Origin of the sequence: Halococcus sp. PRR34 (assembly GCF_028617175.1) — an archaeon.
Taxonomy (GTDB): domain Archaea; phylum Halobacteriota; class Halobacteria; order Halobacteriales; family Halococcaceae; genus Halococcus; species Halococcus salifodinae.
Map to the genome: position 1 here is coordinate 180,860 of NZ_JAQJDA010000003.1, position 13,962 is coordinate 194,821.

General features: G+C 65.5%; 15 protein-coding genes. 5 read left to right on the forward strand and 10 right to left on the reverse strand.

Going from position 1 to position 13,962, the window contains the following annotated elements; genetic code table 11:
- Positions 1-21: 21 nt before the first annotated feature.
- Together PHA81_RS05850 and PHA81_RS05855 are read right to left on the reverse strand one after the other, a co-directional pair.
- Positions 22-1,521 (reverse strand): MATE family efflux transporter, encoded by a 1,500-nt coding sequence (locus PHA81_RS05850; protein WP_273835774.1) that lies wholly within the window; start codon positions 1,519-1,521, stop codon positions 22-24.
- Positions 1,518-2,129, reverse strand: a complete 612-nt coding sequence (locus PHA81_RS05855; RefSeq protein ID WP_005039568.1) for a TetR/AcrR family transcriptional regulator — start codon at positions 2,127-2,129, stop codon at positions 1,518-1,520. Before PHA81_RS05855 ends, PHA81_RS05850 begins: the two co-directional genes overlap by 4 nt.
- 93 nt (positions 2,130-2,222) lie before the next feature.
- On the opposite strand from PHA81_RS05855, the gene PHA81_RS05860 reads away from it, so the two are divergent.
- Entirely contained in the window at positions 2,223-2,369 is a 147-nt protein-coding gene (locus tag PHA81_RS05860; RefSeq protein WP_161606937.1) for a hypothetical protein, read from the forward strand.
- A gap of 2 nt (positions 2,370-2,371) precedes the next feature.
- Here the strand turns inward: PHA81_RS05860 and argS are convergent, their stop codons facing one another.
- On the reverse strand, positions 2,372-4,117 hold the full coding sequence (gene argS, locus PHA81_RS05865) for an arginine--tRNA ligase (RefSeq protein ID WP_005039566.1): 1,746 nt from the start codon (positions 4,115-4,117) through the stop codon (positions 2,372-2,374).
- 188 nt (positions 4,118-4,305) lie between these two features.
- Between argS and PHA81_RS05870 the strand changes: the two genes are divergently transcribed.
- Positions 4,306-5,010 (forward strand): DUF120 domain-containing protein, encoded by a 705-nt coding sequence (locus tag PHA81_RS05870; RefSeq protein ID WP_005039564.1) that lies wholly within the window; start codon positions 4,306-4,308, stop codon positions 5,008-5,010.
- A gap of 29 nt (positions 5,011-5,039) precedes the next feature.
- Positions 5,040-5,720, forward strand: coding sequence for a 3,4-dihydroxy-2-butanone-4-phosphate synthase (gene ribB / locus PHA81_RS05875; RefSeq protein ID WP_085945719.1), 681 nt, complete (start codon positions 5,040-5,042; stop codon positions 5,718-5,720).
- Here ribB and PHA81_RS05880 read toward each other — a convergent pair whose 3' ends face one another.
- The gene (locus PHA81_RS05880; protein WP_005039560.1) at positions 5,721-6,500 is read right to left on the reverse strand and encodes a hypothetical protein; all 780 of its coding nucleotides are present in this window, start codon (positions 6,498-6,500) and stop codon (positions 5,721-5,723) included.
- 100 nt (positions 6,501-6,600) lie between these two features.
- Here PHA81_RS05880 and PHA81_RS05885 point away from each other — a divergent pair, with 100 nt between their 5' ends.
- On the forward strand, positions 6,601-7,011 hold the full coding sequence (locus PHA81_RS05885; protein WP_005039558.1) for a CopG family ribbon-helix-helix protein: 411 nt from the start codon (positions 6,601-6,603) through the stop codon (positions 7,009-7,011).
- 61 nt (positions 7,012-7,072) lie between these two features.
- Here the strand turns inward: PHA81_RS05885 and PHA81_RS05890 are convergent, their stop codons facing one another.
- A complete protein-coding gene (locus PHA81_RS05890; RefSeq protein WP_005039555.1) occupies positions 7,073-8,515 on the reverse strand; it encodes a Na+/H+ antiporter NhaC family protein in 1,443 nt (480 codons plus the stop codon).
- A gap of 137 nt (positions 8,516-8,652) precedes the next feature.
- On the opposite strand from PHA81_RS05890, the gene PHA81_RS05895 reads away from it, so the two are divergent.
- Complete coding sequence (locus tag PHA81_RS05895; protein WP_005039554.1) at positions 8,653-9,585, forward strand: branched-chain amino acid transaminase; 933 nt, start codon at positions 8,653-8,655, stop codon at positions 9,583-9,585.
- A gap of 363 nt (positions 9,586-9,948) precedes the next feature.
- On the opposite strand, the gene PHA81_RS05900 is transcribed toward PHA81_RS05895, so the two are convergent.
- The 5 genes from PHA81_RS05900 to PHA81_RS05920 form a co-directional block, all read right to left on the reverse strand.
- Positions 9,949-10,206 carry a glutathione S-transferase N-terminal domain-containing protein gene (locus PHA81_RS05900; protein WP_005039552.1) on the reverse strand — a complete coding sequence of 86 codons (258 nt, stop codon included), beginning with the start codon at positions 10,204-10,206 and terminating at the stop codon, positions 9,949-9,951.
- Positions 10,207-10,274: 68 nt separating this feature from the next.
- The gene (locus PHA81_RS05905; RefSeq protein WP_273835783.1) at positions 10,275-11,732 is read right to left on the reverse strand and encodes an aryl-sulfate sulfotransferase; all 1,458 of its coding nucleotides are present in this window, start codon (positions 11,730-11,732) and stop codon (positions 10,275-10,277) included.
- 51 nt (positions 11,733-11,783) lie between these two features.
- On the reverse strand, positions 11,784-12,305 hold the full coding sequence (pyrE, locus tag PHA81_RS05910; RefSeq protein ID WP_005039547.1) for an orotate phosphoribosyltransferase: 522 nt from the start codon (positions 12,303-12,305) through the stop codon (positions 11,784-11,786).
- Between the two features lie 105 nt (positions 12,306-12,410).
- Positions 12,411-13,016 carry a DUF502 domain-containing protein gene (locus PHA81_RS05915; RefSeq protein ID WP_005039546.1) on the reverse strand — a complete coding sequence of 202 codons (606 nt, stop codon included), beginning with the start codon at positions 13,014-13,016 and terminating at the stop codon, positions 12,411-12,413.
- Between the two features lie 60 nt (positions 13,017-13,076).
- Positions 13,077-13,910 (reverse strand): proline dehydrogenase family protein, encoded by an 834-nt coding sequence (locus PHA81_RS05920; protein ID WP_005039544.1) that lies wholly within the window; start codon positions 13,908-13,910, stop codon positions 13,077-13,079.
- Positions 13,911-13,962 lie beyond the last annotated feature (52 nt).

Genomic DNA, 13,962 nt, shown 5'->3' on the forward strand with positions numbered 1-13,962 from the left:
TTTAGCCGTCGACCATCGACGTCAGTCGTCCATCGACGACGCTTCCGCTCCGGCGACGTCTGTACCGGCATCCGAATCGGTGAGATCTCCCTCGCGCCAGCTCCCTCGTTTGAACCACAGATACGCGACGAGACCGCCGGCAACGTTCGAAACCGGGAACGCGATCCAGAGTCCGACAGTTCCCAGCGCTGCCGTCCCGAGCCACGCGATCGGCAACCGAACGAGTCCGAGCGAGATCACCGAGACCGCGGCGGCGATCATCGTCTTCCCTGCCCCCCGGAACCCGCCGGTGTACGCCCGCATGACGCCGATGAATCCGAACGACAGGGCGGAGAACCGGAGGAAGGTCGCACTTTGGGTAATGACCGCGGGGTCGTTGGTGAAGACGGCGGCGATCGGCTCGGGAGCAATCAGAACGACGGCACCGAGGACGGTCAGACCGACGAGCATGGCGCGAGCGCCGAAGTGGTTCGTCTCCGCGGCGCGATCGAGCTTGCGAGCGCCGATGTTCTGGCCGGTCATCGTTTCGACACCCTGCGAGACCGCGAGCGCCGGCAGGAAGATCACCGAGAAGATCCGTGTTCCGATCCCGTAGGCGGCGACGACCGATTCGGGAAACGCGGCGATGATGAACAGGAGCAGGTTGATCGACAGCGAGCGCGCCGTCCCCTCGACCGAGGCGGGAACGCCGATATCGACGGCTTTGCGCGCGAACGAACGACCCGGAATCATCTGGCGCAGTCGGATCTTGACGCCACGATTCCCCCGGAACATGATGACGAGGCCGACCCCGAACGCGAGCGCCCGGGCGAACACCGTTGCGATCGCGGCCCCGCCGATCCCCGATCCGGTGTAGCTCGTGAGGGCGAACAGCCACGTTTCGAGGCCACGAGCGCCGAGCAGCCCGAACAGCGGGTTGTTCTGAAAGCCGAAGATGAGGATCGGGTCGAGCACGATGTTGATGACGACCGAACCCGCCATCACGTACATCGGCGTGAGCGTGTCGCCGTACCCACGCATCAGCGCCATGAACACGGCGAAGCCGAAGACGGCCACGAGACCGATCGAGTACACCTGCATGTACTCCTCGACCAGCGGCGCGATATCGGGCCCCGCACCGAGCACCACGAGGAACTCGTCGACGAAGAAGTAGCCGATCACGCCGAGGACGAGCGAGGCGATTATCGCGTAGCTGATCGTCTGTGAGGCGGCATGTTCGGCTTTCCGTTCCCGTCCGGCTCCGGTGTGTTGGGCGACGAGCACGCTGCCGGCCACCGAGAGCCCGAGCGCGAGCGAGATCAACAAGAACACCATCGGGAACGCGAAGCTGATCGCGGCCAGCGCGGTCGTGTCGAACTGGCCGAGCCAGAACGTGTCCCCGAGGTTGTAGGCGGTCTGGAAGAGGTTCTGGACGATGATCGGCAAGGAGAGATAGAACAGCGGCTTTCCGATGCCGCCCTCGGTCAGATCGAACTCCTCGCGGGACTTGAACAGCCCGCCCAGCATGCTTCGAAGGCTCACTCCGCGGTGACCTCCTCGGGCCCGATCACCAGCGTCTCGTCGATGTGATCGAGCAGGTACTCACGGGCGTCCTCGATCGGCTGCTCGACGGCGACGTGGCGGGTCTCGGCCCCGTCGATCGTCGTCACGAAGAAATCCGCGATCCGATCGGGATCGAGGGCTGCGTCGAAGTACCCCTCGGCGACTCCCTCGGCCAGAATGGTACGCAGGAACGCGTGGAGATGCTCATCGAAGCGTTCGAGGCGGTCACGATAGGCCGTTTCGTAGGGAGCCTGGGCCTTGATTTCGAGGATGGCGGTCTGGAACTCTTGGTGGGCCTCCCGATCGCGTGCGGTGAGCCGTTGCCCGACGAAATCCCGCAAGCGGTCCGGCGGAGTCTCGCCTTCGGCCTCGCCCAGCTTTTCGCTGAAGTCGGCGATCAGGTGGTCCAGAAACGACAGCAACAGGTCGTGCTTGCTGTCGTAGTGGTAGTGGAGGGCGGCCTTGCTCTTGGTGGTCTCGTCGGCGATGTCCTGCATCCGGAGGGCGGCGTAGCCGTGCTCACAGAGCGCGCGGTAGGTCCCGTCCATGATCTCTGCTGCGGTCTCGTCGGTCGTCGTGTCGGACATGATCGATGATACTGACTGGTCAGTCAGCTCTTACCGAAATGACTAACCAGTCAGTTAAAAAGTTTTTGAATGGTGGCGCACCGTCCTGTTCCTGTGCGAGACGCCCACCACCACACGCTTGCCGAGTCGACGACGCTCTTCGCCAGCGACGGCGAACCCCTGGCCGACGTCTCAGCGGCTGCTGGCACGGACTGTGACGAAAGCCAGCCGCCATCGGTCGCGCCGATTCGTTCCGTGTGAGTTCACATCGATTCGGGTGCAGCCACCCCGAGGAGGCCGAGTGCGTTCGCCATCGTGGTCCTCGCACCGGCCACCAGCGCCAGCCGTGCCGTCCGGGTCTCCTCCTCGGCGTCGAGCACGGGACACTCCCGATAGAAGGCGTTGAACCGTTCGGCGAACTCTCTCGTGTAGGTGGCGATCACGTGCGGGGCGAGCTCGTCGGCCGCACTCTCGATTACGGCCGGGAACCGAGCGATCACGTCGAGCAGCGCGCGCTCTTCGGGCGTCGTGAGCGTGCTCGCATCCACGCTGTCGAGAGCCGGGACGTCGTTCGCTTCGTCCAAAATTCCGCAGGTCCGGGCGTGGACGTACTGGACGTACGGCGCGGACTGGGCCTCGAAATCGAGCGCGCGATCCCACTCGAAGGTGATCGCCTTCGTGGGCTGCTTGGAGACGATGTCGTATCGGACCGCGCCGAGGCCGACCTGGCGGGCGATCCGCTCGACATCGTCCTCGGTGAGGTCGTCGTTTCGGATCCGGTCGTCGAGTCTGGATTCGACTTCTTCGCGCGCGCGGGCGATCGACTCGTCGAGCAGGTCGTCGAGATCGACGCCGGTGCCCGCGCGGGTGCTCATGCCGCCCTCCGGAAGGTTGACCCACGAGTAGTACACGGATTCGAGCTGGTCGGTGTCGTTGCCGAGCAGGTCGAGCGCTCCCCGGAGCTGCTCGGCCTGGAGCTTGTGGTCCTCGCCGAGCACCGTGACCGCGTGATCGAAGTTGTCGAACTTCCACTCGTGGTGGGCGAGATCGCGGGTGGTGTAGAGGCTCGTCCCATCGGAACGGAGGAAGACGAGCTTCTTCTCGAAGTCGGGGAGGTCGAGCTGCCACGCGTCCTCCTCGTAGACCGCGTTCTCGGTGTCTTTGAGCTGCTCGACGATCTCGTCCATCGAGCCGTCGCGCATGAACCGCGTCTCACGAACGAACTCGTCGTACGTCACGGGCAGCCGTTCGAGCGACGATCCCATTCCACCGAGCATCGGCTCGACGACCTCGTTCACCCGCTCGAAGGTCGCCTCGTCGCCCGCTTCAAGCCCCTGAAGGATCGACTGGATCTCGTCCTCGGCGGCCTCGCGCTCGTCGTCGTTCGCCGCTTCGAGGTATGCGTTGCCCTTCCGGTAGTAGCGCACGAGGTCGTAGTCCGCGCGAGGGCGCTCGGGGTCGGGAAGGTCGTCCTCGTCGAACGTCTCGTAGGCCCACGTGAACACGGCCATCTGGCGACCGGCGTCGTTGACGTAGTAGTGGCGAGTGACGTCGTAGCCAGCGAAATCGAGGACGTTCGCGACCGCGTCACCGATGATGGGGTTGCGTGCCCGACCGACGTGGACTGGTCCTGTGGGGTTCGCGCTGGTGTGTTCGACCACGACCGACTCCTCTTTCGGATCGAGTCGACCGTAGCCGTCGTCGCCGGCGGCCGCGAGCGTGTCGTCGTAGTAGTTTTTCGAGGGGTGGAAGTTGACGTACGGCCCCGCGAGAGAGACCCGATCGAGATACTCGTAGCCCGTCGTGTCGAGCGTGTCGGCGACCTCCTCGGCCACCTGGGGCGGGGGTGCACCGCGCTCTGCGGCCAGCCGGAAGGCCACACTAGAGGCGAGCGGGGCGTCGACGTTCTCGGGTGGTTCCTCGATACCGAGGTCGGTCGTGTCGACGTCGAGCGCTGCGAGCGCCTCGGAGAGCGCCGCAGCGACGTCGTCGCGAAGCGAGAGGAACATACTCGCCGTTTCCCGGCGGCCGACATAGGGCTGTTGGGTTCGACCGTAACGACCCCGAGCCAACGGGTTTACCCGCCGCCCGTTCCATCGATCGATCACGTCACGGATCTGGAGTCGAACACCATCACGATTTCGTGATGCGTAACACGTCCGATACGCTTATGCGGGATGGTCCCCGAATCGGGTGTATGTCGACGGCAACCGAGCGCGCGGTCGGGAACGACGAGCTCGCCACGCTGAAGCTGCTGGCGCTTCGCGGCGCGCTCGACGGCGAGATCAAGGTCTCGTGTGCGAACCTCGCGGCCGACCTCGACGCCTCGAACCAGACCGCCTCGCGCCGGCTCCAGCGTCTCGACGACGCCGACTTCCTCACGCGCGAGACCGTGAACGACGGCCAGTGGGTCGCGATCACGCCGGCGGGCGAACGCGATCTCCGCGAGGCGTACGCCGCCTACCGACGCATCTTCGAGGAGGGGCTCACGGTCGAACTCGCAGGGAGCGTCACCGGCGGGATGGGCGAGGGCCGCCACTACATCACGCTGCCCGGCTACGCCGAACAGTTCGAAGAGCGGCTGGGCTACGAGCCGTATCCCGGCACGTTGAACGTCGACCTCACCGACGAGAGCATCCGGTCGCGCACGGCGCTCGCCGGGATCGATCCGATCGGCATCGATGGCTGGGAGGACGACGACCGCACCTACGGCCCCGCCGTCTGCTATCCTGCGACCGTCGAGACAGCGGACGAGAACTACGACCGTGCCCACGTCATCGCGCCCGAGCGCACCCACCACGACGAGGACCAGCTCGAAGTGATCGCCCCCGACAAGCTCCGTGAGGCGCTCGAGCTCGACGATGGGGATCGCGTGACCGTCCGAATCGAGGGTGAAGCGTGACCTCGCGGACGACCGAACATGCTGCCGAAGTGGGTGAGGCGGCCGAATCCAACGAATCCAGCGAATCCGCGGACCCAGCGGAACGCACGATCGCGGCGTTCGCGCGCGGCGACCCCGTCCTCGTCCACGACGCTGCCGACCGCGAGGGCGAGACCGACCTGATCTACCCCGCCGGCGCGGTCACGCCCGACGCGGTCGCCCGACTCCGGAACGACGCCGGCGGCCTCGTCTGCGTCGCGCTCTCCGATGGCGTGGCGAGCGCGTTCGACCTCCCGTTCACGCGGGAGATCGTCGATCATCCAGCGGCCGACGGCGACGCGCTGGCCTACGGTGATCGGTCATCCTTCTCGCTCACGGCGAACCACCGTGACACCTACACGGGGATCACCGACGACGACCGGGCGCTGACGATCACCGCGCTCGGCCGGGCGGCCGCCGCACCCGACGACACCGACTTCGCCGCGACGTTTCGCGTGCCCGGCCACGTCCACCTCCTCCGCGGTGCGCCCGACCTCCTCGCCGGCCGTCGCGGCCACACCGAACTCGCGCTCGCTCTCGCGGCGGCCGCCGACCGCGCGCCTGCGGCCGTGGTCTGTGAGATGCTCGACGATGCGGGTGGCGCGCTCGCGCCGACGGATGCGCAGACGTACGCCGAGGAGCACGACCTTGTCTACGTCGAGGGGAGTGCGCTCGTCGATCGCCTCGGGTAGTCAGAACACCCCGGCGATGAACCCGATACCCATCACGACGAGGATCGCCGCCGTGACCGCCGGCAGGTACTCGGTGTAGCGTTCGAGACGCTCCTCGTAGCGCTCGTAACCCGCCACGAGGAGGAGGGTGATCCCGACGAGCGAGACGATGACCGAAATCGCGTAGAGGAGCATGAGTTCGAGGCAGTAGCTCGATCCCGTACAGATCGCGATGATGTCGAACTCCTCGTTGTGGGCGAACCCGAGCGCGAACGCGAGCGCCGCCATCCCGTAGAGCCCGCGATCCGCTCCCTCCTCGGCAGGGTCATGTGAATGTGAGTGGCCCGAGTCGCCAACGAACGGCAGCACTCCACGGAGCCGAACGATCCAGCCAGAATCTTCGGTGTCAGCGTGATTGTGCTCGTGGTCGTGAGTGTGGCCGTGTTCGTGCTCGTGATGATCCTCGTCGGAATCGTCGTGTTCCTCGGTGGTGTGGTCGTGACCGTTGAAATACTGCCAGATTCCGAGCCCGATCAACATCGCGCCCGCAACGTAGTTCATCCACCCGATCTGCGTCAGATCGAAGTACGAGAGCGCGAAGAAGTAGAGCAGCACCATCGCGATGCTGCTGACGAGGTGGCCGACGCCGAGGATGAGACTCGACGCCGCGCCGTAGAACCACTTGTTCGGCTTGTCGAGCGCATAGCTCGCGGCGATCGCCCAGCCGTGACCCGGCGCAAGCCCGTGAACCAGGCCGAGCGCGCTCGCCCCGAGCGCGAGTCCCACCACCCCGTTTGCCATACGACCACCTGTGGAACACCGGTTGATAGGGGTTGTTATGGTCGAGCCGGCGGGTTCGTAATAACGGGGTTCATATCCGACGCCACCCAAACGGTCGCCGATGCGAACGAGCCTCAACGTTCCGGGGGAGGTTCTCGACGCGTTCGACGAGACGTGGCAGAACGAAGAGCTGGAATCGCGCTCTCGCGCCGTTCGTGAGGCGATGCAGGAGTATATCGAGCGCCACACCGGTCTCGAAGGGTTGGAGGGAACTGTCGTCGCCGCACTCGCCTTCGATTACGAACACACTCTCGTCATCGGCGAACTCCATACGATCCAGCACGAGTTCGAGTCGGTCATCGAAACGACCCACCACATGCATCACGGCGAGTGGTGCCTCGAAACGGTTTTCTGCCAGGGGCCGGCGCCACGGGTTCGCGAGCTCGTCTATCAGCTCCGCGATTTCGATGCCGTTGGTCGCGTCAACGTACTGTTCCTTCAGCCGGAGCACGCGCCCACGGCGAACGAGTAATCCCGATCACGCTCGATGATACCCAGCCCGGCAACAACTACGAGTCGAGTGCTTGGAAGGACTAGTCGTCCGCGGGCGCTGCGGCGTCGGATTGCGCGGTCGACCGAGTCACGCCGTGGCCCGTGTACGCCATCACGAACAGTGCGAGCGGCGAGAGGAAGCCGAAGAAGTAGTACGGGACGAACGTCCACGAGGTCGCGAAGCCGAGCACGCCCGCCATGTAGACCGCACCGGCGTGCCACGGGAAGAGCGGCCCCGAGGGCGTGCCGGCGGCCTCGACCGCACGCGAGAGGTCGGTGGTTTCGAGGTCGTACTCGTCGTAGAGACTCCGGAGGCTCATTCCTGGGACGACGATGCTCATGTACTGCTGGGCCGAGAACGCGTTGGTCGCCATCGCGGCGACACCGGTGCCCGCGACCAGTGAGCCTGGCGACCGGATCGCCGCCGCGAGGTGATGGGCGAGCGTCGCGAGAATCCCCGTGCGTTCGAGTAGCCCGCCGAGCGAGAGCGCGGCGACGACGACCGCGATGGTCCACGCCGAGCCGGCGATCCCGCCGGTCGCGAGCAGGCCGTTCACGACCTCGCTGCCCGTCTCCGGGGCGGTGCCGTTCAGGAACACCTCCCACGCGCGGGTGAACGACGCGCCCTGGGTGAAGATCGTGGTGAGCGCGCCGGCGAAGACACCCGCGACGAGCGCCGGGAGCGCCGGATAGCCGGCGATCGCGAGTCCGAACGTGACCAGTAGTGGGAGGAAGACGAGCGGGCCGAGCGCGTACGTCGCGGCGAGCGGATCGCTGATCGCGGCGACGTCCGCCCCCGCGCCCGTGACGGCGACCACGCCGAGTGCAGCGTACGCGAGCACCGAGAGGCCGAATGCGACGAGCGTGCCGAGTCGCATCGCGGTGATGTGATCGTAGAGGTCGGTGTCGGTGACCGCGGCCGCGAGGTTCGTCGTATCCGAAAGCGGGCTCTGCTTGTCGCCAGCGTATGCGCCGGAGACGATCGCCCCCGCGGTCATCGGTGCGGGGACACCGAGCCCTTCACCGATTCCGAGGAAGGCTACCCCGAGCGTTCCTACAGTGGTCCACGAGGAGCCGACGGCGAACGCCACGATCGCGGCGAGGACCGCTGCGACAGGAAGAAAGATCGTCGGCGAGAGCAGGCCGAGTCCGTAGTACATCAATCCGGGGATGGTCCCGGCGCTCGTCCACGTCGCGATGAGCCCGTAGATCACGAACAGGATCAAGATCGCTTGCAGCCCCATCCGGAGGCCGCTCGCGGCGGCGTCGTAGACGCCGTCCCAGTCGTAGCCCAGCCGATACCGGGCGAACAGCCCCGTAAAGGCGATGGCCCAGAGCAGCGGTCCGTGTGGTGCGAGTCCGAGATAGCCCGACCCGATCCCGAGGGCGAGAACGACCGCGCCGACCGGCACGAGCGCCTCGGCGAGGCTCGGCCGCCGCGACGGGTCGATGTCCGCATACTCGAGCGGTGCGAAATCACTCATCGCCACCAAGTAATTCTCTGAGGTAATTAAGACGCTCGATTGAATTACTGTAGGGAATTTTTGGTGCGTGTGGGCCGGCAAGCGTTGCCCGAACCGTCACTCGTGGTTTTAAGACGTGGCCGATCGATTCTGTGGGTATGAGTGGCTTCGACGACATGGACGTCGACACGATCTGGATGGACGGCGAGTTCGTCGACTGGGACGACGCCCAGATCCACGTGCTGACCCACGGTCTCCACTACGGCTCGGGCGTGTTCGAGGGTATCCGGTGTTACGACACCGAGCGCGGGCCGGCGATCTTCCGGTGGGACGAGCATCTCGATCGGTTCTACGACTCCGCGAAGCCGTACGACATGGATATCGAGTTCTCTCCGGAGGAGCTCACCGACGCTACCCACGAACTCATCGAGCGCCAGGACCTCCAGTCGTGTTACATCCGTCCGATCGCCTTTTACGGCTACAACAGTCTGGGAGTGAGCCCACAAGACTGTCCCACCCAGGTCGCGATCGCGTGCTGGCCGTGGGGCACGTATCTCGGCGAGGATGCGCTCGAAAACGGCGTCGACGTGATGGTGTCCTCCTGGCGCAAACACGCCTCCAGTCAGATCCCGACGAACGCCAAAACCACGGGTCTGTACGTGAATTCGATGCTCGCCGGCGAGGAGGCCCGACGAAACGGCTACGTCGAGGCCATCGTACTGAACAAGGAGGGCAACGTCGCCGAGGGTCCCGGCGAGAACCTCTTTCTCGTGCGTGACGACACGATCTACACGCCAGGCCTCGCCGAATCCATCCTTGACGGCATTACCCGCCAGACCGTGATCGAACTCGCCGAGGAGGCGGGCTACGAGGTCCACGAGGACTCGGCGATCAGCCGCGGCGAGCTCTACACCGCCGACGAGCTCTTCTTCACCGGCTCGGCGGCCGAAGTCACCCCCATCAAGACCGTCGACGACGTCACGATCGGCGCTGGCGAGCGCGGTCCCGTCACCGAGGAGCTCCAGTCGCGCTTCTTCGAAGTGGTCGAGCGCCGTACCGACGACCACGACGAGTGGTTCACCTACATCTGAACGTTTTTACTGCGGGGGATCGCACGCTCGCTCCGCTCGCGCGCTCAACCCCTTGCAAAAACGGTCATCAAAAACACCCGCTCGCTCACTTCGTTCGCTCGCGGTAGGGTTGCTGGCGCTCTCCGCAACCGCACAACACCGCCGAAGCCCTCGCTCCCCTGCGGTCGCTCACGGGTCGTTCCTCCCCGTTCGTGCGTTCGGCGGTGCTCACTCCGTTCGCACCGCCCGACGCTCGCCCTTCATCCACCGGGAGAGCAACGCTCTCCCGAGCCCCGACTCACTCTGTTCGTCGGGACGCCAGGTCCGTAGCTGCGCCGCTATCGATGATACGACAGCGAACGATTAAAAACCGAAGTGGACGGTCTACGCCGCGCTCTGGCCGTAGGTCTCGTCGAGATAGTTCACGATGTCGTCGGATTCCGACATTCCGTCGACGCCGTGCTCGGGGTCAACCAAGACAGGGACACCGGTCTGACCGCTGACCTCCTCGACTTCGGTGCGCTCGCTGTGGGAGCTCGGCACCATGTGCGAGTCGTAGTCGAGGTCGAGGTCGGCGAGTTTGTCTTTCACCTTCGCGCAGTACGGACAGCCCTCCAGCTCGTAGAGTTCGAGGTTCGACATCGACAGTTGATAGGCGACACGGATTCAAGAGGTCTCCGGTGGTGTGCGCCCCGCCCGCCCAGCCACGCTCACTGCAACAGCCGCGAGCGGGCGCGAGCGACCGTGCGGCGGATGCGCTCGCGGTGATAGAGCCCCTCGCCGAGCGTCCACGGAAGCGCGACGAGCACCGCACCGAGGAGGGCGGCGAACGCCCAGCTCGACAGCCACACCGGCCGGAAAAAGGGCGTGACGTGGGCGTACCGTTCGGCGATCGATCCGATCTCCTCGGCCACCGGCGTCCCCGCGGCCACCGACGCGACCCACGTCGAGAACCGTTCGCCGTCCGCTGGCTCCCCCGTTGCACCGCCCGAGAGTTCGTAGCTTCCGGTGACGTTCTGGTCGCCCATTGTCGGTCCGTGCGAACCGCCGATCGAGGCGTTCGTTGCGTTCGTCGCCGCCGTCCTGTTCGCCCCGTCCGCTCTGCCCGTCTCGGCCGCACTGAGCCGTTCCGCGTCGTAGGGAGCCCACGGCGCGCTGTACTCCCAGACGACCTCGCCCGTGGGCGTGACCTCGACCACCCGGTGGTTGAGCGAATCCGTCACGAGCGTGTTACCGTTGGGAAGTCGATCGGCGTCGCGCGGCCAGTTGAACCCGCCCGACAGCTCCCACGTCCGTTTCCACCCGGTGTCGTTGCCGGGACTGTCGACGCGGGCGTACTCCACGATCCGATCGTTCTCGCTGTCGGCCACGAGGATCGTGGGGGTGCCGTTCTCGCTTTCGAGGTAGTCGGGGTTGTGCTGTTCGAACAGCGTTCCCAACTCCCCATCCTGTCCGAGCCGCATCGTGATATTCCCGGTCGAGCGGTCGATCACGATCGTCTGGTCGAAGTTCCGCGGCGAGGCGAGATACTTCCCGTCACCGATCTTGTCGACGTCGTTGACGTGTGACCAGTCTTCGGAAAAACCGCCGTCGGTCGAATTCGGATAGTGCTCTCTGAATCGCCACTCCCAGATCACCTCGTCCGTGCCTCGGTCGTAAACGAACAGCCGATCGTTGCTCACGCCGGAGCTTCCGTTGTACTCGCGCATGTTGGCGACGAGCAGCTGATCGCCGTTGATCAGGTCGACGTCGTGGGTGTCCTCGGCGTCGAAGCGTTCGGTCCAGACCCGTTCTCGACTATCTGGATCGAGCTCGAACACCACCGTCTCGTTCGGTACTGTCGACGTCACCAGCAGGTTCCCATTGGAAAGCGGATCGACGTCGTAGAACCAGCGCGCGTTCCGTTTCGAGCCGTCGTAGACCCACTCGGTTGCGGCACGCGGCCCGGCCGAAGCCAGCCGTGCCGGCTTCTTCGCGTTACCGACGCCCTGAAAGTGAAACCCCTGGACGCTGACGACCGTCGATCCGTTCGCGGGCTGCTCGACCGCTCCGGGGCCAAGACTCGGTGGCTCGTAGGCGACCGCCGAGACGGCCGCGACGACCACGAGCGACCCCACCACGAGCGCGAGGATACCCCGAAGGAGCCACCGCCGTGGCGGGAGGTCCATATCCCGACACACCGACCGGCGGTTGAAGCGCTTGTGGTCCGCTCCGGCCGGTCAGGCGTCGTCGAGCAACGCCGAGGCCGTCACGAGCGACGTGAGGTCGACGTCCGCTTCAGCGAGCGTTTCGCGCGCGCCCTCCTCGCGGTCGACGACGACGAGCACCTGATCGACGCTCGCACCGGCCTCGCGGAGCGCACGGACGGCCGACAGCGCGCTTTTGCCGGTGGTGGCGATGTCTTCGAGAACGACGACCGACTCCCCGCCGGCCAGCTCGCCCTCGATCCGGTTTCCGGTGCCGTACTCCTTCTGTTCTTTCCGCACGATCACGTACGGCGTGTCGGTCTCGACGCTCGTCGCGGCGACCAGCGGGACGGCCCCGAGCGCGACGCCCGCGAGTTTCGACTCGTCGAGTCGCTCGGCGAACGCCGCCGCGATCGTCGAAAGGCAGTGAGGGTCGGTCTCGAAGCGGTACTTGTCGACGTAGTACTCGCTCGTGCCGCCGTGGGAGAGTTCGAACTCGCCGAACTCGACGGCGTCAGCTCTCTGAAGCGCGTCGATGAGGTCGCGATCGGTCATGTGTTTCGGTCGAACGGGCCCTACCATAAGCGGCGCGGAGCGCAGGGGACGAACGACGACGTTCACTGTCATCAGGGACGCGTCGTCACTCTCTTGTTGTTCGGGTCAGTCGTCGGTTTTTGCCGGCTCTTCGGTGACGTTGATCGACACGCCGATGTCCTCGCCAGTCTCGCCGAACCCCGCGCTCAGGACCCGGGTCAGCGCGTCCTCGACGCGCTCGTCGGTCTCGGTGTACTCGTCCGGCTCGACCTCGATCACGAACCCGGTGGTGATGTTGGGAGCGGTCGGGAGGAAGAGTACGTCGCGGCCGTCCTCGGTCCGCTTACCGGTTTTGAACGCCGTCATCCGCATTCCGTTCCAGGTTTCGAGCTTCACTGGGGCCTGGAGATCGCCGGTGCCCGTGACCGCGGTCTCGACCGCCATCTTCGAGGCGTTGTACACCACCCGGAGCCCCGGAAGACTGTTCATCACGTCGTCGATCGCCCCTTCGACCAGCGGTCCCGTGGCCGTGCGCATCAGATACCCGATCGCGAACACCAACAGGGCGAACAGGATCAGCGTGAGCGGAACCCGAACCCATCCCGGCTGGATACTTTCGATGAACGGCAGCGTCGCGATGGCGTTGTAGATGAACGCGATGACGTAGAGCGTGACGATGACTGGTACGAGCACGATCAGCCCACTCGTGGCGTCGCGCTTCCAGGAGGCCATTTGTTCGACGGTCACCCCCGACCGTAATGAGCGCTTCCCCTGCTCGGCTGCTCCGCCGTGCTACCGCCCCACGATCGCCCGGAGCGCGAACGTGAGGTTCTCCTTTCGCTCCATCGTCCGGCGGTAGAAGTACGACAGCCACTTCCCGCCGTAAGGGGCGTACTGCCAGACGTCGTACTCCTCGGCGAGTTCGATCTGGGCCTCCTCGCGTACTCCCATCAGCATCTGTATCTCGAAGTCCGTCCCGAGCTCCTCGTGGCGGCGGGTTGCGTGCTCGATCATCGCGGGATCGTGACTCCCCACCGCGATCCCGCCGTCGAACTCCTCGAACATCAGATCGAGACAGTCGCGGTAGGCCTCGTTGACCCCCGACTTCTTTCGGTGGGCGATCGCCGCGGGCTCGTCGTACGCGCCCTTCACGAGTCGGACTTTCCCCGGCAGGTCCGCCAGCCGGCGGAGGTCTTCGGGGGTCCGCTTCAGGTTCGCCTGGACGCAGACCCCGACCCGCTCGTACTCCGTGGCGTGATCGGCGTAGGCGTCGAGCGTGGCGTCGGTCGTCGGATGGTCCTCCATATCGATCCAGACGAACTTTCCGTGGGTGGCCGCCCGATCGACGATGGCCCCGAGGTTCTCTCGAAACGTCTCCTCGCCGATCCCGAGTCCGATCTGTGAGGGTTTGACCGAGATACACGCCCCGAGCCCCGCGTTGTCGATGTCCGCGAGGAGGTCACAGTAGGCGTCGCGGTCCTCGCGTGCCGGCTCGGGCTGCTCGTAGTGCTCGCCGAGCCGGTTGCAGATGGTTCTGACACCCTTTTCTTCGAGCTGGCTGACGTGTTCCAAGAGTTCGGCCGGGGTCTCGCCCGCGACGAACCGACTGGCGATCGGCGGGATCATGCGCGCAATTCTTGCCGGGCGGTCAATAGCAGTTCCGCTCTGCGATCGGGTC